The organism is Thalassotalea agarivorans (genome assembly GCF_030295955.1).
GTDB lineage: Bacteria > Pseudomonadota > Gammaproteobacteria > Enterobacterales > Alteromonadaceae > Thalassotalea_D > Thalassotalea_D agarivorans.
The window spans coordinates 3,091,322-3,113,662 of record NZ_AP027363.1; the positions used below are offsets into that span (position 1 = coordinate 3,091,322).

At 42.8% G+C, this 22,341-nt stretch carries 25 protein-coding genes; 17 read left to right on the plus strand and 8 right to left on the minus strand.

Translation table 11 applies throughout. The annotated features are described in order from the left end of the window. The first annotated feature begins 72 nt into the window (after positions 1-72). Positions 73-510 carry a hypothetical protein gene (locus tag QUD85_RS14125; RefSeq protein ID WP_093328538.1) on the plus strand — a complete coding sequence of 146 codons (438 nt, stop codon included), beginning with the start codon at positions 73-75 and terminating at the stop codon, positions 508-510. 10 nt (positions 511-520) lie between these two features. Then, positions 521-3,946, plus strand: a complete 3,426-nt coding sequence (locus QUD85_RS14130) for a hybrid sensor histidine kinase/response regulator (protein WP_093328540.1) — start codon at positions 521-523, stop codon at positions 3,944-3,946. A gap of 25 nt (positions 3,947-3,971) precedes the next feature. Here the strand turns inward: QUD85_RS14130 and QUD85_RS14135 are convergent, their stop codons facing one another. The 4 genes from QUD85_RS14135 to coaBC all read right to left on the minus strand — a co-directional run bounded on the left by QUD85_RS14135 (position 3,972) and on the right by coaBC (position 8,077). Next, entirely contained in the window at positions 3,972-4,628 is a 657-nt protein-coding gene (locus QUD85_RS14135) for a response regulator transcription factor (protein WP_093328542.1), read from the minus strand. A 61-nt stretch (positions 4,629-4,689) separates the two neighbouring features. Continuing rightward, positions 4,690-6,147, minus strand: a complete 1,458-nt coding sequence (locus QUD85_RS14140; protein ID WP_093328543.1) for an aminoacyl-histidine dipeptidase — start codon at positions 6,145-6,147, stop codon at positions 4,690-4,692. Positions 6,148-6,175: 28 nt separating this feature from the next. Then, positions 6,176-6,760 carry a nucleoid occlusion factor SlmA gene (gene slmA / locus QUD85_RS14145; protein ID WP_093328545.1) on the minus strand — a complete coding sequence of 195 codons (585 nt, stop codon included), beginning with the start codon at positions 6,758-6,760 and terminating at the stop codon, positions 6,176-6,178. Between the two features lie 123 nt (positions 6,761-6,883). After that, complete coding sequence (coaBC, locus tag QUD85_RS14150) at positions 6,884-8,077, minus strand: bifunctional phosphopantothenoylcysteine decarboxylase/phosphopantothenate--cysteine ligase CoaBC (protein WP_093328546.1); 1,194 nt, start codon at positions 8,075-8,077, stop codon at positions 6,884-6,886. A 95-nt stretch (positions 8,078-8,172) separates the two neighbouring features. On the opposite strand from coaBC, the gene radC reads away from it, so the two are divergent. The 8 genes from radC to mutM all read left to right on the plus strand — a co-directional run bounded on the left by radC (position 8,173) and on the right by mutM (position 13,109). After that, a complete protein-coding gene (radC, locus tag QUD85_RS14155) occupies positions 8,173-8,862 on the plus strand; it encodes a RadC family protein (RefSeq protein ID WP_093328547.1) in 690 nt (229 codons plus the stop codon). Positions 8,863-8,954: 92 nt separating this feature from the next. Then, complete coding sequence (locus QUD85_RS14160; protein WP_093328548.1) at positions 8,955-9,272, plus strand: PilZ domain-containing protein; 318 nt, start codon at positions 8,955-8,957, stop codon at positions 9,270-9,272. 42 nt (positions 9,273-9,314) lie between these two features. Beyond that, positions 9,315-9,983: an AAA family ATPase gene (locus QUD85_RS14165; RefSeq protein ID WP_093328550.1), complete on the plus strand. Its 669-nt coding sequence runs from the start codon at positions 9,315-9,317 to the stop codon at positions 9,981-9,983. Next, on the plus strand, positions 9,970-10,428 hold the full coding sequence (locus QUD85_RS14170; RefSeq protein ID WP_093328551.1) for a hypothetical protein: 459 nt from the start codon (positions 9,970-9,972) through the stop codon (positions 10,426-10,428). Before QUD85_RS14165 ends, QUD85_RS14170 begins: the two co-directional genes overlap by 14 nt. 237 nt (positions 10,429-10,665) lie before the next feature. Beyond that, entirely contained in the window at positions 10,666-10,902 is a 237-nt protein-coding gene (rpmB, locus tag QUD85_RS14175; protein ID WP_093328552.1) for a 50S ribosomal protein L28, read from the plus strand. Positions 10,903-10,911: 9 nt separating this feature from the next. Continuing rightward, positions 10,912-11,067, plus strand: coding sequence for a 50S ribosomal protein L33 (gene rpmG, locus QUD85_RS14180; protein WP_044834320.1), 156 nt, complete (start codon positions 10,912-10,914; stop codon positions 11,065-11,067). A 150-nt stretch (positions 11,068-11,217) separates the two neighbouring features. Next, entirely contained in the window at positions 11,218-12,093 is an 876-nt protein-coding gene (locus QUD85_RS14185; protein ID WP_093328554.1) for a TraB/GumN family protein, read from the plus strand. A 200-nt stretch (positions 12,094-12,293) separates the two neighbouring features. Further along, positions 12,294-13,109, plus strand: coding sequence for a bifunctional DNA-formamidopyrimidine glycosylase/DNA-(apurinic or apyrimidinic site) lyase (gene mutM / locus QUD85_RS14190; RefSeq protein WP_093328555.1), 816 nt, complete (start codon positions 12,294-12,296; stop codon positions 13,107-13,109). A 4-nt stretch (positions 13,110-13,113) separates the two neighbouring features. On the opposite strand, the gene QUD85_RS14195 is transcribed toward mutM, so the two are convergent. Together QUD85_RS14195 and coaD are read right to left on the minus strand one after the other, a co-directional pair. After that, complete coding sequence (locus QUD85_RS14195; protein WP_143047934.1) at positions 13,114-13,494, minus strand: hypothetical protein; 381 nt, start codon at positions 13,492-13,494, stop codon at positions 13,114-13,116. A gap of 65 nt (positions 13,495-13,559) precedes the next feature. Next, positions 13,560-14,045, minus strand: a complete 486-nt coding sequence (coaD, locus tag QUD85_RS14200; protein ID WP_093328558.1) for a pantetheine-phosphate adenylyltransferase — start codon at positions 14,043-14,045, stop codon at positions 13,560-13,562. Positions 14,046-14,231: 186 nt separating this feature from the next. On the opposite strand from coaD, the gene QUD85_RS14205 reads away from it, so the two are divergent. Further along, positions 14,232-14,882, plus strand: coding sequence for a TetR/AcrR family transcriptional regulator (locus QUD85_RS14205; protein WP_093328560.1), 651 nt, complete (start codon positions 14,232-14,234; stop codon positions 14,880-14,882). 28 nt (positions 14,883-14,910) lie between these two features. Here the strand turns inward: QUD85_RS14205 and QUD85_RS14210 are convergent, their stop codons facing one another. After that, positions 14,911-15,654, minus strand: coding sequence for a 3-deoxy-D-manno-octulosonic acid kinase (locus tag QUD85_RS14210; protein WP_245732083.1), 744 nt, complete (start codon positions 15,652-15,654; stop codon positions 14,911-14,913). A gap of 49 nt (positions 15,655-15,703) precedes the next feature. Here QUD85_RS14210 and QUD85_RS14215 point away from each other — a divergent pair, with 49 nt between their 5' ends. Beyond that, on the plus strand, positions 15,704-16,771 hold the full coding sequence (locus QUD85_RS14215; protein WP_093328562.1) for a glycosyltransferase family 9 protein: 1,068 nt from the start codon (positions 15,704-15,706) through the stop codon (positions 16,769-16,771). On the opposite strand, the gene QUD85_RS14220 is transcribed toward QUD85_RS14215, so the two are convergent. After that, positions 16,768-18,060: a 3-deoxy-D-manno-octulosonic acid transferase gene (locus QUD85_RS14220; protein WP_093328563.1), complete on the minus strand. Its 1,293-nt coding sequence runs from the start codon at positions 18,058-18,060 to the stop codon at positions 16,768-16,770. The two genes, QUD85_RS14215 and QUD85_RS14220, sit on opposite strands and share 4 nt — an antisense overlap. Before the next feature lie 228 nt (positions 18,061-18,288). Between QUD85_RS14220 and QUD85_RS14225 the strand changes: the two genes are divergently transcribed. The 5 genes from QUD85_RS14225 to QUD85_RS14245 are packed head-to-tail and all read left to right on the plus strand — an operon-like array spanning position 18,289 to position 22,335. Beyond that, positions 18,289-19,482 carry a glycine C-acetyltransferase gene (locus QUD85_RS14225; RefSeq protein ID WP_093328565.1) on the plus strand — a complete coding sequence of 398 codons (1,194 nt, stop codon included), beginning with the start codon at positions 18,289-18,291 and terminating at the stop codon, positions 19,480-19,482. Positions 19,483-19,498: 16 nt separating this feature from the next. Beyond that, positions 19,499-20,527 carry an L-threonine 3-dehydrogenase gene (gene tdh / locus QUD85_RS14230; RefSeq protein ID WP_093328567.1) on the plus strand — a complete coding sequence of 343 codons (1,029 nt, stop codon included), beginning with the start codon at positions 19,499-19,501 and terminating at the stop codon, positions 20,525-20,527. Further along, the gene (gene glpE / locus QUD85_RS14235) at positions 20,527-20,847 is read left to right on the plus strand and encodes a thiosulfate sulfurtransferase GlpE (protein WP_093328568.1); all 321 of its coding nucleotides are present in this window, start codon (positions 20,527-20,529) and stop codon (positions 20,845-20,847) included. The genes tdh and glpE overlap by 1 nt, the downstream gene beginning before the upstream one ends. After that, positions 20,847-21,713 (plus strand): rhomboid family intramembrane serine protease GlpG, encoded by an 867-nt coding sequence (gene glpG / locus QUD85_RS14240; protein WP_093328570.1) that lies wholly within the window; start codon positions 20,847-20,849, stop codon positions 21,711-21,713. The genes glpE and glpG overlap by 1 nt, the downstream gene beginning before the upstream one ends. 52 nt (positions 21,714-21,765) lie before the next feature. After that, the gene (locus tag QUD85_RS14245) at positions 21,766-22,335 is read left to right on the plus strand and encodes a chorismate--pyruvate lyase family protein (RefSeq protein WP_093328572.1); all 570 of its coding nucleotides are present in this window, start codon (positions 21,766-21,768) and stop codon (positions 22,333-22,335) included. Positions 22,336-22,341 lie beyond the last annotated feature (6 nt).

Consider the following 22,341-nt stretch of genomic DNA (forward strand, 5'->3'; position numbering starts at 1 on the left):
TTGTAGCATATAGTGATGTAATTACACGCCAACAGCAGATGTTCTCGCAGTCAACAGAGGTTAACAACAATAATGAATCGACATACTAAAATAGCCTTATTCATCGCGCCTGTACTGCTCATTGGTGGTTACGGTCTGATGGATTTATATTTAGGGGAAAAAGCTAAAAACGACGTATTTGAGCTCTCGCAAAAAGGCTTTTGCGACGTGATTAATGGCGACTGTATTTTGTCTGCAGGTGATTTGGAAGCTAATATTTTTGAAAAAGATGATTACACCTCGGTAAACACTACACTGCCGTTGGACAAAGCGACCTTGTTTCTTGTCGATGAAAATAACCAGGCAACCCCATACAGGATGGGTATGATAGAAAGCCCCTATTATTGGCATGCCGCTACCAATTTGAAAGAGCTGGCAGGGCAAAAAGGTCAAGGATATAAAATGAGGGTCATTTTGCAGTACAAAGGCAGTCAATATATTGCTGAATTTCAAACGCAAACAGCGCAATAAGGCGATGTAAATGTTTCCCAACTGGCAACTCGGGTTATTAAGTCTAAGTTACATTGGTCTTTTGTTTGTTATTGCCTATTTAGGTGACAAATACAAACACACTTATTCCAAGAACAAGCAAGCGATCATTTATGCACTATCGCTTGGCGTGTATTGCACCTCTTGGAGCTTTATGGGCACAACTGCACAAGCGGCCGAAAGCGTTGTTTCTCATATTCCTATCTACCTCGGTCCCATTTTACTATTCATCTTTGCTTGGCCCTTTATTCAGCGCATTATTCGCGTCAGCTTAAAGCTTAACCTTACCTCTATCGCCGATTTACTAGCGGCACGATTTGGAAAGTCGCACAATCTCGCTATTTTGGTGACGCTAGTCGCCCTTATTGGCACCATGCCTTATATCGCCTTGCAGTTAAAAGCGATCGTTTATTCCTTTCAACAGCTTGAAGCTCAGCCTTCAGGCGAAACTTGGTTTTTTGGCTTAGTGGTCAGCATTATTTTGGCAGGCTTTACCATTGTTTTTGGTATTCGCAATATCGACGTAACAGAGAGGCACCCTGGTGTTGTCCTCGCCATCGCCTTTGAATCTTTAGTTAAAATCGTATCGTTTATCGCTGTCGGCATCTTTGCGACTTTATTTTTGATGGATTCTCCGGCCAACTTATTTGAAACACAAAACATTTCTGAGCAACTGCAAGCGCAATGGCAAGGACCGCAATTACTTAGCATGCTTGCGATGTTGATTATTGTAATGGCAGCATTCTTGTCCCTGCCGAGACAATTCCAGGTTATGGTGGTAGAGCTTAAAAATGAAAAAGACACCCATTTAAGCCGCAAAGTCTTTCCCCTTTATTTGCTCGTATTTGCCGTTTTCGCCATTCCGTTGGGCTTAGCTGGGAATCACTTTTTAGGTACTAGCGTGCCAAGCGATGCCTACGTACTGCATTTGCCGATGTACGGTGAAAAACCTTGGCTTGCCTTGTTTACTTTCCTTGGCGCCATTTCAGCAGCTAGCTCTATGGTGATCATTTCCGCGATTGCACTGAGCACCATGCTAAGCAATGAAATATTGTTCCCGGCAATGTTTCGCTCGAAAAAACAAACCAGTAATTACGAAGCATTCAGATCCCATTTACTTAATGTACGTAAAGGGCTTGTCGCATTAGTTATCGCCCTGGGGTATGTGTTTTTCTTACTTGCTTCGCCCGACACGTTAGCATCGTTAGGAGAAGTCGCCTTTGGTGCGTTCGCCCAGTTAACGCCAGCACTTATCGCCGCATTTTACTGGCGAAGGGCCAGTTTGATGGGTGTCTATGGCGGTATATTAGTAGGCTCAATGTGTTGGTTACTGCTTAACTTCTTACCGCAATTTGGTTTGTACCAACAACCTCTTGAAAGTGCGCTGTTGCCTGATAAAACCTTCGCCACCATCGTCAGCCTGAGCGCTAACATTTTCGTACTATGGGCCCTATCTTTGATCAGTCGACAATCTGTGCAAGAACGCATTCAAGCATCGCTTTTCTTAGAATGGAAAAACAAACCAACCTACAACCAAGGTAAACGCCGCGTTGTTGATATTGGCGAATTAGAAGCGCTTATTGCCCGTTTTGTCGGTAGTAATAAAGCCAAAGCAAGCTTATTAAATTTTGCCCAGCAAAACGCACATTTGAGTGCGTCAGAATTAAACCAACAATTGCTTGAACATACAGAAAATACCCTTGCTAGTGTCATGGGCTCGTCATCGGCACGTCTGGTGTTGTCTTCGGCGGTAGAAGGCAGAGACATAGTACTAGACGAAATAGCGTTGCTAGTAGAAGAAGCTTCAAATCAGAAACAAGCATTTAGCCAAACGCTACTGCAAAGCGCTATCGAAAATGCCTCAGAAGGTATTTCGATTGTCGATGAGCAATTAAATTTAGTCGCGTGGAACAAAAAATACCTAGAGCTATTTGACTATCCAAATGAGCTTATTTATATCGGCTGCCCAATAGAAAAGTTGATTCGCTATAACGTTGAAAGTGGTCTCTGTGGTCCGGGTGATGTTGAAGCACAAATAGCGAAGCGACTAAATTATTTAAAGCAAGGCAGTCCGCACAGCTCAGAGCGTCAGCATGGTACCGATAAGGTTATCCGTATTGAAGGTAATCCACTACCTGACGGTGGTTTTGTTATGTTGTTTTCTGATATTACCGCTTATCGTCAGGCAGAAGAAGTTTTACAAGAAGCCAATCAAGACTTGGAAACGCGTGTACTCGAGCGTACCCAAAAACTTGCAAAAGCGAATGAAGAATTAGCGGAAGCTCGCTTAAAGGCTGAGCAGTCTCACTTGAAAAAAAGCCAATACCTCAAAGCTTGTAGCCACGATTTAATGCAACCACTTGAGGCGGCAAGGTTGTTTACTTCTGCGCTTACACAGCAAAACAATTTAAATGATGATCAGCTTCGTATCGTCGACAACCTAAAACGTTCTCTCTCGGTTGCTAGTGGCTTGTTATCTGATTTAGGCGAAATTGCGCGTATTGAAAGTGGCAATATAACCCCTGTGATCACCGCTGTAGATTTATACCGATTGTTTGAAGAATTAGAAAACGAATTCTCGGCAACAGCTACTGAGCTTGGCGTAGAGTTTCGTGTCGTTAAAAAGCAACTGTGGGTAGCATCTGACGTTAAACTGCTTAGACGTATATTGCAAAACCTGATTGGCAACGCGTTTCGATACGCTAGCCCTGGCAAAGTGTTGCTGGGCGTGAAAGAAATCAATAAACAGGTCCATATTCATGTACTCGATAATGGGCCAGGGATCCCAGTTGAAAAACAAGCACTTGTATTTGAGCAGTTTACCCAACTCGATAGAGACGGTGGCCAACAAGGCAAAGGGCTGGGGCTAGGCTTGAATATTACGCAAAGTTTAAGTGCGCTGCTTGGTCATCAATTAGGATTAAAATCGCAGTCAGACGAAGGCTGTAAGTTTACTATTAGCTTGGCACAAGCAGAGGCCGAACCTAAACAAGAAACGCCTAGCGTAAGCACACCGTCGAGCTTTAATGGCATAACGGTGCTATGTATCGATAACGATCCAGACGTACTAGAAGGCATGTCTGAATTACTCAATGCTTGGCAGTGTAATGTATTAATAGCAGACAGTTTTGAACATGCGAAAACTTTATTTGAACGTCATGCCAGTGACATTGAGATTTTGCTGGTGGACTATCAACTCAATAATAACTTGGATGGCCTCACCTTAATAAGTGAGCTCCGCGATGCCGTGAATCACTATCTTCCTGCAATATTAATAACGGCGACAACCGAAGAAGGTATAGATCAAAAAGCAGAAGAAATGGATGTAGGGTTTATGCGAAAAATGGTGAAACCCGCCGCGTTAAGAGCCATGATAAGCGCGATGCTAGCGAAACGCCTACACGATAAATTTAGCTAAAATACATTGATGTTGCAGAGAGCTATCAAGAAACGTCACCTGCTTCGCCAACTTCAAGTTGACTAATTGCAATCACCGCTTGTGTGCGATTGCGGACATTTAGTTTTCTAAAAATCGCAGTAGCGTGAGCTTTGATAGTTGCTTCAGACACGTTTAAGTCGTAGGCGATTTGCTTATTAAGCAGCCCCTGAGCAAACATCATTAATATCTTATATTGCTGCTGTGTTAACGAGGCAACACGTTCAGCGATTTCAGCATGGCCTGCATCCATTGACTGGTTTTGGTAGTTTTTGGGTAGCCACACATCACCCATTAAAATCGAATTAATTGCAGAGATAATGTCTTCAACTGGTGTTGATTTTGGCACATAACCAGCGGCGCCATAAGAAACAGCTTGTGAAATAGTGTCATTGTCTTCATGGGCTGACACCACAACAACAGGAATTTGCGGAAAATGATTGCGTACGTAGATTAGCGTACTAAAACCGTGAGCACCCGGAATGTTGAGATCAAGCAGCAGTAAATCGGCATCACTGTTGCTTTGTAATAAAGCTTCAAGCGCAGGAATCGTTTGCGCTTCTAGCCAGCTTGTTTGTGAAAATTGCGGCTTAAGTGCGCCAAGTAATGCCTGACGAAACAAGGGATGGTCGTCTGCTATTATAATTTTTTCGGGCTGAAACATAGCGGTAATTCCACAAAAATCCTAGGGTTATCTTATCGAATAACCCCAGGAATACAATAGCTTACTTTTCAGGGGTATTAGCAAGCGTTGCAATCAACAATTGCCAGTATTGCTCGACTGTTGCTATCTCTACCTTTTCATCCGGTGAATGTGGGAATTTGATGGTCGGCCCAAACGATACCATGTCCCAATGAGGATAAGCCGTTTTAAACAAACCACATTCTAAACCAGCGTGAATCACCATTACTTCTGGAATCTTACCGAACAAAGATTGATAGGTATCGCGCACCGTATTCATGATGGCTGAATCTGTATCTGGTTTCCAACCCGGGTAAGCGCCCGAAAAGGTCATCGTAGCACCTGCCAAGTCAAATACAGATTGCACCTGCTCTTGCGCCGACAAGCGGCCATCGTCATGCAAGCTGCGAATTAAAGTTAAAGCAACAAATTTATTGCCCTTGCAACGCATAACGCCCAAGTTTAACGACGTTTCTACGATGCCTTCAATATCATCACTCATGCGAAGTACGCCATTAGGGCATGCGTTTAAACCGTTAAGAATATTGCTTTGGATGTCTGCCTGCCAACAATGGTCAAAGGTTTCAGGTGAAATCAATAACATCGTCAGGTCATTTTCGATAACAGCCAGATTCTGCTGTATTTGCGCAAGATGCTTCGCTACCGCTGCTTTTACAGCATCAACATGCTCTGGTGCGACAACAAAACTTGCATTAGCTTCTCGCGGAATGGCATTGCGTAAACTGCCGCCATTAAGCTCAGTTAAGCGTATACCAAATTGGTGGCTAAGCTGTGTTAAACAGCGCACCAGTAATTTACACGCGTTCGCTCTGCCGGTATGGATATCAACGCCAGAATGGCCGCCTTTTAAACCCGAAATAGATAAATTGAATGATTGCCAAGTCGCGGGGACATCGTCAAAAGCTAGCGCAAAGCTCGCTTCACCATCGATACCACCTGCGCAGCCCATGTAGACTTCGCCTTCTTGCTCAGAGTCGGTATTAATTAAAATATCACCCTCTAACCAACCAGCTTCTAGTCCAAAGGCGCCAGACATGCCTGCTTCTTCATCAATTGTCACCAACACTTCTAATGGGCCATGCGGTACATCGTCACTGGCCAATACTGCCAATGCAGAAGCCAAACCAATACCATTATCAGCGCCTAGCGTTGTGCCTTCAGCAGTCACCCATTCGCCGTCAATATATGGTTTGATTGGGTCGGTTAGAAAATCATGTGCAGTGTCATTATTCTTTTGTGGCACCATATCCATATGGGCTTGCAATATAACCCCTTTACGCGATTCCATGCCCGGCGTTGCTGGCTTTTTAATAAAAAGATTGCCAACACTATCTTCTTTTACCGATAACCCTTGTGCCTTAGCCCAAGATTGGATCCATGCGGATATTTTTTGCTCGTGTTTTGACGGATGCGGTATTGAACAGATGTGTTCAAAAAGTTGCCATAACTTGTTAGGCGCGAGCTCAGATAATGTCGCCACGTAATTCTCCTCTAAACCGCAGGAAGAACTATTTTCCTGCCATTAAAAATTGCCATTGTTCGTTAAAATCGGCGCTTGGTTTCTTATCAAAACCACTGCGCACGTATTGAGTAATTTTGCCTTCTGCATAAGACACAAGTAAATTTGCCAATGCTTGCTCTGCAATCGCAAATTCTTGACCGTCTCTAAGTTTACGCTCTCTGATCACTTGTTTAAATTGCGATTCGAGTTTTTCGAAGAATTGATGGATGCGCGTGCGTAAACGTTCGTTTTCACCTACCAAGGCATCGCCCGCTAATAAACGGCACATACCCGGGTTACGTTCTGAAAAGACCAACAGAACATGCATGATATGTGAGCAACGTGTTACCGCTTCTTTGTGGTCAGTTAGAATGATATTAATACGAGTAAAAATTGAATCTTCAATGAAATCAATCAACCCCTCAAACATACGGGCTTTAGACGGGAAATGACGATATAGTGCAGCCTCAGAAACACCGACCTCTGACGCGAGTTTAGCGGTGGTAATGCGTTGCCCCGGCATAGTTTCCAACATCAACGCAAGGCTTTGTAATATTTGTTCTTTTCTACTTGGTTTTGGATTTGCGGTCATTTTGTTCTCAGTATAATTGACTCATGGTTACTAAAAATACGAGGTTGGTCGATGTGTGGTTCAATTGCATGAATAAAGCAAAACGCTTACCAACTTCGTAAGAATATTGAATATGACTAATTGCTAACTACGTTTCTCGGCGATGAGTTTAACCAGTTGGGTTGCCACCATAGCCTTGTCAGCAAGCGGTATCTCTGTTGACGAATCTTTATCAAACACAGTTAATGCGTTTTGATTCGCATTAAATCCTTGCGTTGCAATAGATACGTCGTTGGCGCATATCATATCTAATTTTTTCGATGTCAGTTTACCTAAAGCATAGGTTTCGACATCTTGCGTCTCGGCAGCAAAGCCAACCACAAAAGGTTTGTTCGCTTTCGCTGCCACATCTTTCACTATATCGGGGTTTCGTACAAGTGAAATTGACATGTCTTGTGATGATTTTTTCATTTTTTGTGGTGCGATATCGGCAGCGCGATAGTCAGCAACAGCCGCACACGCAATAAAAACATCAGCATTGTCAGATTGCTTCATGGCCGCCTGATGCATTTGCTCTGCCGATTCTACATTAATTACCTTACAACCTGCAGGTGCACTGATAGACACAGGACCAGAAATAATAGTTACGTTAGCACCTGCATTGACCGCAGCTTGCGCAATTGCGTAGCCCATTTTACCGGAGCTATGATTAGAGATGTACCTTACTGGATCAATGGCTTCTCGCGTTGGACCTGCTGTTATCACCCAATGCTGTCCGCCCAACGTTTTTTCTTGGAAAAAAAGCAAGGTTAGTTCAACAAGTTCTGGTACATCTAGCATGCGTCCAGCACCTATATCGCCACATGCTTGGTCGCCTACGCCAGGTCCCCAAACGGTAACACCACGCGATACTAATGTATCCATGTTGTGCTGTGTTGCGCTAGCCTTCCACATTTGTTGGTTCATCGCTGGCGCGACAACAATAGGCGCGGCTGTTGCTAAACAAATCGTGGTAAGTAAATCTGATGCTAAGCCGTGACTTACTTTCGCCAACGTATCAGCTGTAGCAGGCGCAATGATCACTACATCTGCCCATTTAGCGAGTTCGATATGGCCCATTGCCAGTTCTGCTTGCGGGTCGAGTAATGAATCAGATACAGGATTTGCCGACACTGCTTGCAATGTAAGCGGTGTTATAAATGCTTTCGCACCCTCGGTCATAACCACACGCACATCTGCGCCATGGTCTTTTAGACGTCGAACGAATTCAGGTGCCTTGTATGCAGCAATGCCGCCGGTGACACCTAATACTATGTTTTTACCCTGTAGTTCTTGCATAAGCTGCTATGCTTTAAAAGCACATCACATTTAACTAAAAGTGCGCATACAATACCATTTATCCCTAACAGGTTAAAATAATTGTCGAGGCAAGGATGCTAAATACGATAAAAAATTGGCCCAAACAGCAACGGCCAAGAGAAAAACTGCTGCAATATGGCGCCCAGAGTTTAAGTGACGCTGAACTACTCGCTATATTTCTCAGGACAGGAATTAAAGGCTGCAATGCGGTGGAATTAGCTCAACGAGTGATCACCCAATGTGGTTCTCTGCAAGCGCTGTTACAAAGTGATTTAAACGCCTTTTGTCATATTAAAGGATTAGGAAAAGCTAAGTATGTGCAGTTGCAAGCATGCTTAGAGTTTAGCCGCAGGTACTTGCAAGAATCTATGGTTGAACAAGCCACTTTAACAAGTCCTTCACAAAGCTATGACTTTCTTAAAGCCGCACTCAAGCATGAAACGCGTGAAGTATTTGCTCTGTTGTTACTCAATAACCAGCATAAAGTCCTGCGTTTTGACAAGTTATTCTATGGCACAATTGACGCAGCGGCGGTGTATCCTCGCATCGTTGTACAGCACGCTTTAAGCCATAACGCGGCTGCAGTTATCTTTTGCCACAATCATCCCTCGGGCATTGCAGAAGCAAGCCATGCCGACGAAGCGCTGACGCATACACTAGTGCAAGCGCTTAAACTCGTTGATATACGCACGCTCGACCATATTATTGTGGCCGGTCACCTATGTTATTCCTTTGCTGAACAAGGAAAATTACCGAATTTTTGAACAAATTCAATATTAACTGTTGCATCAAAAGGCAATGACAGTTAATTTACAAAGTTGAAACAAAAATAAAAAGACAGTTAAAAGGTGTTCAGATGACTGATAGTAGTAATGAAGATGTAGAACGTCGTCAATCTATCCGCCTCGATATGGAAAAAGAGATAGTCGACATCCAATGGACTGATGAAAACAACAACACGCGCATGAAAAAAGTTGCCTGCGTTGATATTTCACGTGCAGGTATCAAATTAGATTGCGATCAAGATATTCCTCTCGAAACCCGAGTACAAGTAACGTTAAAACCTAATACTGATGGTAGCCAAGAGCTCGGCGGCACTGTAGCGCGCTGTATCCAGCAAGACAATGGTTGGTTCGACATTGCGTTGGCTTGGGATGAAGGTTCTTCCATTTAACTTCAGCCCCCCAAGAAGTAGTAGTATAAGGAATTTAGAAAAATGATGATTTTGGTAGGTGGCGAAAAGGGCGGTAGTGGTAAAAGCTGTTTAGCGCAGAACCTTGCTGTGTACTTCGCACGAGATAAAAATGCCATCGTGCTTATGGTCGATTGTGACCCGCAAAGAACGACTTCCGACTGGATTCAGGCGCGTAATTCAGATCCGTCTTTACCGGCAATAAATTGTATTCAGTTATACGGCAAAATCCGTAATGACTTGCTAAGCTTAAATGAACATTATGATTACGTGATCGTGGATTGTGGTGGTCAAGATAACTTAGCACTTCGTGCTGCTATGTCTGTAGCAGACCACGTACTTATTCCACTGCGTCCTAAGCGCCGTGACTTAAAAACAGTACCACATATGGAAGATATGCTAAGTACATGTAAGATGGTTAACCCTAAAATGCTAGCCTCTTTCATTCTTACGCAATGCCCTTCTTTGCCTAATCAAGCAAATCGCATTTTAGAAGCGAAAGAAGTGTGTAATTCATATGGTGTAAATGTGCTTGACGGCGTGACGTTTAGCCGTAATATCTATGATGATAGTGAAGAAGCTGGTTCATCTGTACTTGAAGCAGAACCTAACGGTAAAGCGGCTGGCGAAATCACTGGAATCGCAGAAGAAATTTTAGCCATGAAACCGGACGACTCCCATGAGTTTAACTGATCTAAAGAAATCTAAAACTGACAAAGGCAAGAAAAAGTCCTTTACTGTTGATGAATTTATTTCAGATTCTGAAAACTATGCTAAAGGTACGCCTGAGATAGTTAACGAAGGTAAACCGGTTGTTGAAGATGTAGATTTAGCAGCAACCATTGCTGACGCCCAAAAAATGGCAGAAAATAAGGTAAATACGCCTTCGCCACAAGTATCGTCAGCGCCAAAACCACCGGTAGTAGGTCAAGCGGTAACACCTAACCCTAAATATAAGCAAAACAGACACTTTAAGCACGCAACCTTTACGCTAAGTAAAGAAGTGATTGAAGAGTTAAATCGCATGTCGGTAGAAACCAAGCTTGCTAAATCGCTGATTATTCGCCTCTTGATTAATCATACTAGCGATCAGGATCTTATTGATCTTGCGCAGGATCAGAGTGAAAATATCGATTGAAAGGGTTTGGGTGCCTGGATTTACCAGGAATTACCTTTATAAAGACAAATCTCAAGTAAAAAAATAAGCCGTAACTTATTGATTTTATATTAGTTAAGATCAAAGTTCGGCTAATTTTTGATTTAGGCTAGATTTCAGCAATTTCTTTCACTATAATATGCCACCTTTTTCAGGATCCCAAGGCGACGGCCGAGGGGAAGTAAAGCTCGAGCTGAAATTAATTTTGGAGTGACTCACATGTCTAGAATTTGCCAAGTAACTGGCAAAAAACCAGTTGTAGGGAACAATCGTTCTCACGCTAGAAACGCGACACGTCGTCGTTTCTTACCTAACCTTCAATCTCACCGTTTTTGGGTTGAGAGCGAAAACCGTTTCGTTAAATTACGTTTAACTCCGAAAGGAATGCGTATTATTGACAAAAAAGGTATCGATGCAGTATTAGCTGACATCCGTGCCCGCGGTGAGAAAATCTAAGGAACCATTATGCGCGATAAAATTCGTTTAGTTTCTAGTGCAGGTACAGGTCATTTTTATACTACTGACAAGAATAAAAAGACTATGCCTGAAAAAATGGAAATCAAAAAATTTGATCCTAAAGCACGTAAACACGTGATGTACAAAGAAGCAAAAATCAAGTAATTGTTTCTTTCAGGAATGCAAAAACCCAGCCTCGGCTGGGTTTTTTATTGCCTAAAATTTATGTTTACTTTCTTTACAAGGACAGGCACTGTAACCACTATAATTTGCGCTTACGCATTTTTATCTCACCAATTAAATAGGACGTAATCAATGAGTAAACTTTTCTTCACCAGACTACTGATGCTAACCACTTTCTTTATCAGTAGCGTATCACTTGCACAAACCTCCATTTGGAAAGTCAGTAAAGGCGACGACTATTTTTATCTAGGTGGCACCATCCATATGTTGAGTGCATCTGATCATCCTCTACCATCACAATATGCTGAGGCGTACAAAGCATCGAATAGTATTATTTTTGAAACAGACTTAGACGCCACTACAGATCCACAATTTCAAGCGAAAATGATGCAGATGATTTCATACCAGGATGGACGCACGCTTGATTCAGAACTAACAGAAGAAACCTACAAGCGTTTAAAGGCATTCACTGACAGCCGCGAAATCCCATTAGATATGTTCAAAACGCTTAAGCCTTGGGGCGTAACTTTAATGATCACTGTTCTAGAGTACCAACGCTTAGGTATGATGCCGACCTATGGCATAGACAATTACTTCAATGTTTTAGCCAAGCAAGACGGTAAAAAAATTGGCGGTTTGGAAACACCTGAAGAGCAGTTAGGGTTCCTTTCATCAATGGGCACAATTGAACCAAATAAATCAGTGAACTACACATTAAGAGATTTAGAGCGTTTGCCTGAATTTATCGAATCAATGAAACAAACATGGCGCTCAGGCGAACTAGAAAAGTTCAGTGAGCACGCTTTTATTGAAGAAATGAAAACAGAATATCCAGCCGTTTATAATGCGTTGCTTAAAACTCGAAACAACAACTGGATTGCACCTCTTCAAGCCTTATCAAATAATGGTGATACCGAGTTTGTACTAGTCGGTGCAATGCACATTCCTGGCGAAGATGGCTTGCTTACTTTATTAAAAGCTAAAGGTTATACCTTAGAGCAGCTATAGCATGTGAAATAACCAAAAAAAGCGACGTTAAGTCGCTTTTTTTATCTCTGCAAAACTCCATTTACTAAAAAGAAACAATAACTTAGATATTCAAATAAGGCATATATATTGATAAAGGTGACTGTCCCTGTAAGGAAAAATTGTGCATCTTGTAGGTAATTTAGGTAGTATTTCGCCACGTCTTTTTGATTCGTATTATTATGCCCGAGTTACCTGAAGTTGAAGTCTGCCGTTTAGGCATTTCGCCCCATATTCAAGATCAAACTATTACCGATATCGTCGTTAGGCAGTGGCAACTTCGCTGGCCTATTCCAGAAGAAGTAAAGACAATCACTGGACAAAAAGTGGTATCGGTAAAAAGACGCTCGAAATACCTACTGATTGCCTTTAACACAGGGACGCTCGTATTGCACTTAGGTATGTCTGGTACGCTTCGTATATTGCCCACTAAAACACAACCTGTAAAACACGATCACGTAGACATTCATTTTGACAATGGCGTGATGTTAAAACTTAACGATCCTCGTCGGTTTGGTGCAGTGCTTTGGTTACCTGAACATCAAGATGTTGATGGCATTTTAGCAAAACTTGGGCCTGAACCACTCACCGAAGCATTTAATGGCGACTATCTCGCTGACAAAGCTAAAAATAGAACAACAGCCATCAAGCAATTCATCATGAATAATCCGATTGTTGTCGGCGTAGGTAATATTTATGCCAATGAGTCCTTATTTATGGCAGGCATTAGGCCAGACGCCCAAGCGGGAAAATTATCTAAGAAGCGATTAACCTTGTTGGTCGACTGTATTAAACAGGTGCTGGAAAAAGCAATTGCACAAGGCGGTACGACGCTCAAAGATTTTACCCAATCAGACGGAAAGCCAGGCTATTTTGCTCAAGAGCTTCAAATTTATGGCAAAGCAGGTAAGCCTTGTCCTAAATGTCAGTCACCTCTAATGGAAATACGCCAATCCGGCAGAAGTAGTGTCTTTTGTAAATCTTGCCAAAAAAAGTAAGCGCCTACTCTACGCACTTCCCTTGCAAAATATAGTATGTAGGCTCAGAAACGCGTTGAGTAATATCATAGCCATTGCTGCATAGTTCGTTAGCTTCAAGCTCATGTTCAAGCATAGCGGCTAAGTATAGATATTGGTCTTGTTCCATCGCAGCGCGATGTTGTGTTGGCGTTAAATACCCGTCGTCATCTTGAGATAGGTTTTCCACCTCATCAGCAAATCCACGGTTGTCCAACATTAAAATGATATGAAAACTCGTTGGCTTTCCTGCGCCTTGTGGTTGAGAGGAAAAATGATAGGCGCTGGCTGGCGTAGTATAAGGCTGATATATACAAGCACACAGGGGAAGCACTGTGAGTAAAGTGACTAGCTTTCGTCCCAACATGTCCTTGTAACCGCATAATTCTACAACTACGAAAACATTAGTGGAATTAGAAAAATAGTCAACCTTTATTTATGTTGCAGAGCTTGCGCAATAGCCTGATTGACTTTATCGGCAACAAACTCACTAATATTGCCGCCGTGTAAGGCTACCTCTTTTACTAACGTTGATGAAATAAACGAGTTCTCTTCTGCTGGTGTTAGAAACACACTTTCTAAATCGGGCGACAAACGTCGATTCATATTCGCTAATTGGAACTCATATTCAAAGTCTGAAACAGCACGTAGACCACGCACTAGCACATTGGCATTGTGCTCCTTCGCAAAATCCACCAACAAACCACTAAAACCAACTACAGTGACGTTATCAAGATGTTCAGTTACCGACTCAAGCAGTGCTACTCGTGTGTTCAAATCAAACAACGGCTTTTTACTTGGGCTCGCTGCTACACCTACAACGACCTCTGAAAATAGCTTACTTGCGCGCTCGATTAGGTCGGTGTGACCATTAGTAACCGGGTCAAACGTTCCCGGATAAATTGCTTTAGTTGTCATATTCTTATGCTCAATTTTTTCCTACATTGTAAAGTTTGTGCGACGACTTTTCTACTTTGGTTAAAGTAATTACTCAAAAAGACTTTCCGTCAATCGAACTTTAGTTGTATGATAGGCGAATAATTATTAATCATCTATTTAATTGCAGCGCTAGCTCAAGGTTTTATTAAAGGGAAATCCGGTTAAATGAAAACGCGTGAAAAGATTATTCAAGCAAGCATTGAACTGTTTAATGATCGTGGTGAACGTAACGTTACAACAAACCATATCGCAGCGCACCTAGGCATCAGCCCTGGTAATTTGTATTATCACTTTCGAAATAAAGAAGACATTATCTTTTCAATTTATGAAGAGTATGCACGTAATCTTTTACTTGATACCTTTCCTAAAGTGTCGGCTGATGTTAAACCGTTAGATGCCATTATTTTGTATATGGATGCGGTATTCCAAGCGATGATGAAATTTCGCTTTTTCTACGCAAATCTTCCGGTATTGCTTGGCAAAAATCCAAGCTTGCGTGAAAAATACGTTGAAGTTCAACATTGTTTAACTGACCGTGTAAGTCAGTTGCTATTATCGCTACGCGATACTGATATCATGACATTTGAAGATGATGAGCTACCTGACATTGTTAGCATATTGCGTTTAGTGAACACCTTTTGGTTGAGTTTTTATCAAACTCAAACCAGTGACACGGAAATAAACGACGCAGTATTTTATCAGGGTGTACTTAAAATTTTGGTCATCATAAGACCGTACACCACTAAAACTGCATTGCCTGAATTGCTCAAGGCACGAGATATGTATCAAGAACGATTCGAAAAAGCGGCCAGTTAGCCGCTTTTTTTATGCTCGTTAGTACTAATTAGCTTTGTTGATACCCTGCCATTAACAGCTGCCAATCCTCTTGCTGCCAATAAAATGTTGGTAGTCGCGCCAATTCTTTTTCAAAAGAACGTTTCAAACGCGCCATGTTTTGTTGCTGCCATTGTTGATTCGGCTGTCTTAACTGGCCGCGATCAAAATCGATTAGCCACGGCTTGTCATTCGCATCAAGCAAAATATTGTGACTATTTAAATCATCGTGATATACACCCGCTTGATGAAAACGTGCAATCATTTGCCCAATACTGTGCCATTGCGCCGGCGTTATAGCTTGTTCGGCTAACACCGCCACCAAATCTCGCGCATGTTCAATACGCTCGGTAATAATGTCCGCCTGATAGCTAAGACCTCTTTTTATCACACGACAAGCAATGGGTTTTGGCGCAGGCAACCCTAGTTGAGCAATGGCATCAAGTAGCCTAAATTCAGCGACAGAACGCGTTGTTTCAAGGCCCGTATAAAAATAATTATCGTGCACAAGCTTACCAATTAGCCCACCTCGGTAATAATGCTTAAGTACCCATTGTTGCTCCTGATAGGTCACAAAATAGGTGGTGCCTCGGCCCGTTGCACTGCCGACAATCGCATCATTTTCTTGCCAATAGTCTGCTGTAAAAAACGCCGACGGACAGTTTTTCACAAGATTTCGATTGAATAATATGCGTTCACACCCCTGTTGCGAATATTCAATGTGATCTGATTTTACTTTTGACTCGAGGTTCAAGATAATATGCTCTATGCTTTACGTATGTTCGCCATTCTAACCATCCTCAATGACCGATAACACTATTACATTGAAAAATATTTGTATTTTGCGCCTGTCGGCTATTGGTGATGTTTGCCATGCCGTTGCCCTAGTGCAATACCTGCAACAGCAACTGCCTCAATGTAAAATAACGTGGATAGTCGGAAAAGTCGAAGCCCAGCTTATAAAATCCCTGAACTTAAGCAATGTATCATTAGTTGCTTTTGACAAAAAAGCCGGTCTAAAAAGCTATTTTGCCCTTAAACGTCAACTTAATGGGCAAGAGTTCGATGCGCTGCTACACATGCAAACGGCAACACGAGCGAGCGCGGCCAGTTTATTTATTAAAGCTAAGCGTAAAATTGGCTTTGACGTTAAACGCAGCCGTGAATTACAGCGCCTATTTGTTAATGAATTTATCGCTGAACAAGAAAATCCCCACGTTGCAGAAGGTTTTATGGCCTTTGCCCAGGCGCTAGGGTTGCCGTATAAACAACCGACGTGGTCAGTCAAACCAGATGCACAAAGTAGTTTATGGGCAAACAATATTGTGACCAGTAATCGCCCTATTGCACTCATCTGTGCCAGCGCAAGTAAAGATGAACGAAACTGGCATACAGAGCATTATGCTGCCGTAGCCGATCACATCCACAATCAAGGCTACAAGGTAATTCTGGTTGGTGGTAACACGCAACGCGAACAGGCGTTAAGCGAAAATATCATTGCAAAATCAACAACAAAACCAGCAAGTTTAGTAGGTAAAACAAGCTTGCCGCAACTGCTGGCTATTATCGACAGAGCTCGTTTTATTGTGGCGCCAGATACAGGACCTGTGCACATGGCGGTTATGGTAAATACTCCGGTCATTGGTCTATATGCACACAGTAACCCTGACCGCACAGGACCGTACTTATATCCGCAATACACCATTAGTTGCTATCAACAGCACATAGAAGCGCAGCAACACAAATCGCTTGCTGATATCCCGTGGGGCAAACGTGCCAAGGGTGAAGATTTAATGGATAGCATCTCTCTTCCTAGTGTTATCGACACCATAGACAAAGTGATTACCACACAGCTTTCAGCAACTATTTAGCGCGATAATAAGCTATCAACAGAATTGAGTGTTTTTGCCGTTGCACCTTGGTTTTGATCGACGACAGCACGGGCATTAACACCAAACGCGGCTCGTTTTTCTGGGTTTTCTAGCAGCGCTTTTACCTTTTCAAAAAGTGCCTGCTCAATATTGTCATTGGCGGTTAGTTGCTCCATACCATGTGCATCAAGTAGCTGCTGTGAAACTTCGGCAAAGTTTTTCATGCGAGGGCCAACAACAAGCGCTCGCTGATAGTAAGCAGGTTCAAGCGGATTATGACCTTCAATATCGCTAAAGCTTCCCCCCATGGTCACCACATCAGCATGTGGAAACAACGCCATGAGCTCACCAAGTGAGTCAATCAGCCAAACATCATGCTCCGCCACTACATTTGTGTTCTCACTGCGTTTAACCGTTGCAAATCCTGCTTGTACGCATAGGTTTGCGACATTAGAAAAACGCTCTGGGTGACGAGGTACCAGCACTAACAACACTGATGGCAGTTTTTGTTTGAGTTGTTGTAATACATGAAGTGCAATCGCTTCATCACCGGGATGAGTGCTTGCCACCATCCAAACATGTTCTCTTTCTCCCAACAAGCGACCCAACTCTTTTGTCTTTGACACCACTTTCTCAGATACAGAGAGGTCATATTTCAAATTGCCGATACATTCTGTTGTATCTGGGTTCGCACCAAGTGCGATAAAATGCTCTTTCGCAAACTGCGACTGTGTTTCGATCACATCAAAGGCAGCAATGGCTGGTGAGAAAATACCTGATAACTTGTTGTAAGGACCGATAGATTTTTCTGTCAAACGACCATTAATAAGCATTAGCTTTGTGCCCTTGCGTTTCAACTGAACCAACATACTTGGCCAAATCTCAGTTTCCATAAACAAGCAAAGTTGTGGCTTTAATCGGGCAAAAAATAGTGTGTGCGTCAGTATATTATCGAGCGGTAAATAACAATGTTGAACTCGATCGCCATACAAAGAAGTTACTTGTTCCGAGCCTGTTGGTGTAAAGGTAGTAACCGTTAAAGGAATCTCAGGGTATCGACTTAACAAGGCATCAATAAAAGGCCTTAATGCCATGATTTCGCCAACACTGGCGGCATGCAACATAATACCGCGCTGTTTAAACGATTTTGGGGCGAACCCTAAACGTTCGCTAAGACGCTTTCGATATGCGGCTTGTGTTTTGCTGCGCAACAATAATAACAACAGCGCAATGGGTAACAATACAAACCACAAAATGCGATACAAAAACAATGAGATGAAGGCTTTCAAAATAAACCCTTTAATTCCTTGATTAGCCGCTAGTATAACCTAGGCTTTTGTATAGTCGCCTAAGAAATTTTAAAAGCGACCAAATTTCAACGTGTTTGTCAGCTCTAATGTACAATTAAACACAACTGAAAGCGGCAAATAAACTGTGCTAAGTAAACTATTTAGGTAAAATAAGCGCAATGATTACATCCTACGTTTTGTCATAACAACAAGGTTAACGGGGCAACTATGGCTTCTAATTTTTATCAACACATACAACAACAGCTTGAACAAGTTAAAGCAGATGGTCTTTATAAGTCTGAACGCGTTATTACCACAGCGCAGCAGGCGCAAATTGCGGTAGCAAGTGGCGAGCAAGTGGTCAACTTTTGTGCCAACAACTATCTTGGCCTAGCTAATCACCCTGCACTGATTGATGCAGCTAAAGCGGGCTTAGACGATCACGGCTTTGGCATGGCGTCAGTTCGTTTTATCTGTGGTACACAAGACATCCACAAAACCCTTGAAAACAAGCTAAGCGCATTTCTAGGCACAGAAGATACCATTTTGTATTCTTCTTGTTTCGACGCAAATGCTGGCTTATTTGAGACTATATTAGGCCCAGAAGATGCCATTATTAGTGATGCCTTAAACCATGCGTCTATTATCGACGGTGTGCGTTTATGTAAGGCAAAACGTTTTAGATACGCTAATAATGATATGCAAGAATTAGAAGCAAGACTACAAGAAGCAGAAGCAGCGGGTGCTCGTCACAAGCTCATCGCAACAGACGGTGTCTTTTCAATGGATGGTGTCATCGCAAACTTAAAAGGTATTTGCGACCTTGCTGACAAATACAACGCGCTTGTCATGGTTGACGATTCTCACGCTGTTGGCTTCGTTGGTGACAAAGGTCGCGGAAGCCATGAGCACTGCGACGTGTTGGATCGTGTTGATATTATTACCGGTACTTTAGGTAAAGCCATGGGCGGTGCCTCAGGTGGTTATACCTCGGGTAAAAAAGAAGTAATCGATTGGTTGCGCCAACGTTCTCGCCCTTATTTATTCTCTAATTCACTGGCACCAGCGATCGTAAGCGCGTCTATTCGCGTATTAGATTTACTTGCAGAAAGTGATGACTTACGCGATACCCTAAAACAAAATGCGGCCTATTTCAGAACAGAAATGGAAGCTGCCGGATTTACCTGTGCAGGTGCAGATCATGCCATCGTGCCAGTAATGATTGGCGACGCAAAGCTTGCAAGCGATATGGCAGACAGACTGTTAGCTGAAGGCATCTATGTTATCGGCTTTTCTTTCCCAGTTGTTCCGCAAGGCAAAGCACGCATTAGAACCCAAATTTCTGCTGCGCATACAAGAGCGCAACTAGATCAAGCTATTGAAGCCTTTACCCGCATCGGTAAAGACATGAACATCATATAATTGCCTGGAGACTAACATGAAATCTCTTGCCAAACTCGAAGCCAAAGAAGGCATTTGGATGACAGACTCACCAAAACCAGAGGTGGGTCACAACGATTTACTTATAAAAATCAAAAAAACGGCAATTTGTGGTACTGATATCCACATTTACAACTGGGATGAATGGTCACAAAAAACCATTCCTGTGCCTATGGTAGTTGGGCATGAGTATGCGGGCGAAGTCGTTGGCATGGGCCAAGAGGTAAAAGGCTTTGCCATTGGTGACCGTGTGTCAGGCGAAGGTCATATAACCTGTGGCCATTGTCGCAACTGCCGCGGTGGTCGCACGCACCTTTGTCGCAATACCGTGGGAGTTGGTGTTGATAGAGAAGGGGCATTTGCCGAATACCTTGTTATTCCTGCCTACAACGCATTTAAATTGCCAGATGAAATCTCTGATGATCTAGCTGCGATTTTTGACCCATTTGGTAACGCTGTGCACACTGCGTTGTCTTTTGATTTAGTCGGTGAAGACGTATTAATTACTGGCGCTGGCCCAATTGGCATTATGGCAGCCGCTGTGGCAAAACATGTCGGAGCACGTCATGTTGTCATTACAGATGTGAATGAATACCGATTAGACTTAGCACGCAAAATGGGTGCAACGAGAGCGGTCGACGTCAGCAAACAAAAATTATCGGACGTGATGAGTGAATTAGGCATGACCGAAGGCTTTGACGTTGGCTTAGAAATGTCTGGTGTCCCTATGGCATTTCAGGACATGTTAGAAAACATGAACAATGGCGGCAAAATTGCCATGCTAGGTATTCCAGGCCAAGATATGGCGATTGATTGGAGTAAAGTCATTTTTAAAGGACTTACTATCAAAGGAATATACGGTCGCGAAATGTTTGAAACCTGGTATAAAATGGCCAGTCTTATTCAATCAGGCCTTGATTTATCGCCGATTATCACGCATCAATTTTCAGTAGATGAATTCCAACAAGGATTTGATACTATGCGCAGTGGTCAGTCAGGCAAAGTCATTTTAAACTGGGAGTCATAATGACGTCGTTTCAACACATGAATGTCGCACAATTGCATGAACGCTTAAATGAAGAGTCTCTTGTGATTGTCGATATTCGCGATCCAAACACGTTTGCACAGGGTCGCGTCACCAAATCACAACACTTAACTAACGACAATCTAGCGGATTTTCTCAGAGAAGCTGATTTAGATGCACCTACTGTCGTGGTTTGTTATCACGGTAATTCTAGTCAACAAGCAGCCGATTTTCTTGCCAGCCAAGATTTCACCGAGGTTTACTCACTTGATGGTGGATTTACCCAGTGGCAACTTGTTTACCCTGAGCATGTTGAAAAGTAATGTCAGATACGCCTTCGCTCACGCCGTTTGTCACAATCAACACGCACAACATTGCGTTGTTGTTTGCTCAATACCTTAACTCACAACACATCACCTGTGAGGTTAAGCAGGCGGAAGAAGGCTTTGTACTGTATTGCGATCCAAATCAAATCAATCAAGCAAAAACCTTGTTTGAAGAATTTATCCAACAACCTAACAATCCTAAATATCAGCAGTCGGCTTGGCAGTCGAATGATACAACCCAAGTTAAACGCAGTTATCCAAGCCTGCTAAGCGAGTTTAAGCGTCAGTTTATTGCGGGTTCAGGCACGGTCACAACCAGTGTATTTCTGATCATTTGGGCAGTGTTTGCCAGCGCATTTATCTTCAAGACAGACACTCTATACAACTTGCTGATGTTCTATGGCGTTGTCTCTATAGATAGTTTTCTAGCCAACCCACTTAAGCTTATCGGCCCTGCTTTTATCCATTTTTCATGGCTTCATATTATTTTTAATTCCATGTGGTGGTGGCAGCTAGGCGGCGCGATAGAGCAACGCTTAGGTAAAGGCGCCTTGCTTAATTTATTACTTGTGTCTGCTGTGGTATCTAATTGTGCGCAATTCGTCGCTAGCGGCCCATATTTTGGCGGTTTGTCGGGTGTCGTATATGCTCTACTAGGCTATGTTGCAGCACTGGGTTATTTCGCACCTCGCGTTGGTCTTGGTTTACCGACAAATATCATGTTCTTTATGTTGGCATGGCTTGCTTTTGGCTACCTAGATTTACTGCCGGTTAAGTTTGCCAATACCGCTCACACGGTTGGTTTAATTTCAGGTGTTGTTTTGGCCTACATAAGTAGCAAAAAATTGCGAAATAGTCGCTAGTGATTAGTAGGCCATGCTACACTAGCCTCAATATTTTAATAACACTAAAACGATGACAACATCCTCTCCTTTGTTTCCCGTGACCATGCCAGAAAAATGGCAATTACCTGAGCAATTTTCGTTATCAGCTAAATTGCTAGATTGGTTAAGTGACTCCGGATCGCTGACAAGTCGTTTAAAATCGCTTAGTGATCAATTTGAAGTTGTGGTGTTGGGCCAACAAATTCAGCCTTGTAGCGAACACGAAGCAACTGAAGACATTAAAGCCGATGAGCAAATATTGGTGCGAGAAGTCCTATTAAAATGTGACGATAAGCCTGTCGTATTTGCTCGCTCTCTCATTCCAATGAGCAGCCTTACAGGCGACCAAAAAGCACTAGCCAATGTTGGTAACCAATCGTTAGGGCAATTGCTGTTTAATGACCCAGCGCTCGAGCGAACCGCCTTTACTGTTGCTGAATTTTCCCAAAGCGGCCCTATCATCTCTCTGTGTGAACATCTTGGACTGCAGGTGAGTTATCCACTTTATGGCCGTCGCTCAATATTCAAACTTGCTGGCAAGCCATTGAGTGTAGCAGAAATCTTTTTACCAGATAGTTTTCCCTATCAGCAGGAGTCTTAATTGGTG

Bases quoted from the DNA above. Each gene is read 5' to 3' on its own strand.
- tdh (WP_093328567.1), top strand. From the start codon at position 19,499: ATGAAATCTCTTGCCAAACTCGAAGCCAAAGAAGGCATTTGGATGACA.
- glpE (WP_093328568.1), top strand. From the start codon at position 20,527: ATGACGTCGTTTCAACACATGAATGTCGCACAATTGCATGAACGCTTA.
- QUD85_RS14135 (WP_093328542.1), bottom strand. From the start codon at position 4,628: ATGTTTCAGCCCGAAAAAATTATAATAGCAGACGACCATCCCTTGTTT.
- QUD85_RS14185 (WP_093328554.1), top strand. From the start codon at position 11,218: ATGAGTAAACTTTTCTTCACCAGACTACTGATGCTAACCACTTTCTTT.
- slmA (WP_093328545.1), bottom strand. From the start codon at position 6,760: ATGACCGCAAATCCAAAACCAAGTAGAAAAGAACAAATATTACAAAGC.
- coaBC (WP_093328546.1), bottom strand. From the start codon at position 8,077: ATGCAAGAACTACAGGGTAAAAACATAGTATTAGGTGTCACCGGCGGC.
- QUD85_RS14160 (WP_093328548.1), top strand. From the start codon at position 8,955: ATGACTGATAGTAGTAATGAAGATGTAGAACGTCGTCAATCTATCCGC.
- QUD85_RS14195 (WP_143047934.1), bottom strand. From the start codon at position 13,494: ATGTTGGGACGAAAGCTAGTCACTTTACTCACAGTGCTTCCCCTGTGT.
- radC (WP_093328547.1), top strand. From the start codon at position 8,173: ATGCTAAATACGATAAAAAATTGGCCCAAACAGCAACGGCCAAGAGAA.
- rpmG (WP_044834320.1), top strand. From the start codon at position 10,912: ATGCGCGATAAAATTCGTTTAGTTTCTAGTGCAGGTACAGGTCATTTT.
- QUD85_RS14215 (WP_093328562.1), top strand. From the start codon at position 15,704: ATGACCGATAACACTATTACATTGAAAAATATTTGTATTTTGCGCCTG.
- QUD85_RS14130 (WP_093328540.1), top strand. From the start codon at position 521: ATGTTTCCCAACTGGCAACTCGGGTTATTAAGTCTAAGTTACATTGGT.
- QUD85_RS14245 (WP_093328572.1), top strand. From the start codon at position 21,766: ATGACAACATCCTCTCCTTTGTTTCCCGTGACCATGCCAGAAAAATGG.
- rpmB (WP_093328552.1), top strand. From the start codon at position 10,666: ATGTCTAGAATTTGCCAAGTAACTGGCAAAAAACCAGTTGTAGGGAAC.
- glpG (WP_093328570.1), top strand. From the start codon at position 20,847: ATGTCAGATACGCCTTCGCTCACGCCGTTTGTCACAATCAACACGCAC.
- QUD85_RS14205 (WP_093328560.1), top strand. From the start codon at position 14,232: ATGAAAACGCGTGAAAAGATTATTCAAGCAAGCATTGAACTGTTTAAT.
- mutM (WP_093328555.1), top strand. From the start codon at position 12,294: ATGCCCGAGTTACCTGAAGTTGAAGTCTGCCGTTTAGGCATTTCGCCC.
- QUD85_RS14125 (WP_093328538.1), top strand. From the start codon at position 73: ATGAATCGACATACTAAAATAGCCTTATTCATCGCGCCTGTACTGCTC.
- QUD85_RS14170 (WP_093328551.1), top strand. From the start codon at position 9,970: ATGAGTTTAACTGATCTAAAGAAATCTAAAACTGACAAAGGCAAGAAA.
- QUD85_RS14225 (WP_093328565.1), top strand. From the start codon at position 18,289: ATGGCTTCTAATTTTTATCAACACATACAACAACAGCTTGAACAAGTT.
- coaD (WP_093328558.1), bottom strand. From the start codon at position 14,045: ATGACAACTAAAGCAATTTATCCGGGAACGTTTGACCCGGTTACTAAT.
- QUD85_RS14165 (WP_093328550.1), top strand. From the start codon at position 9,315: ATGATGATTTTGGTAGGTGGCGAAAAGGGCGGTAGTGGTAAAAGCTGT.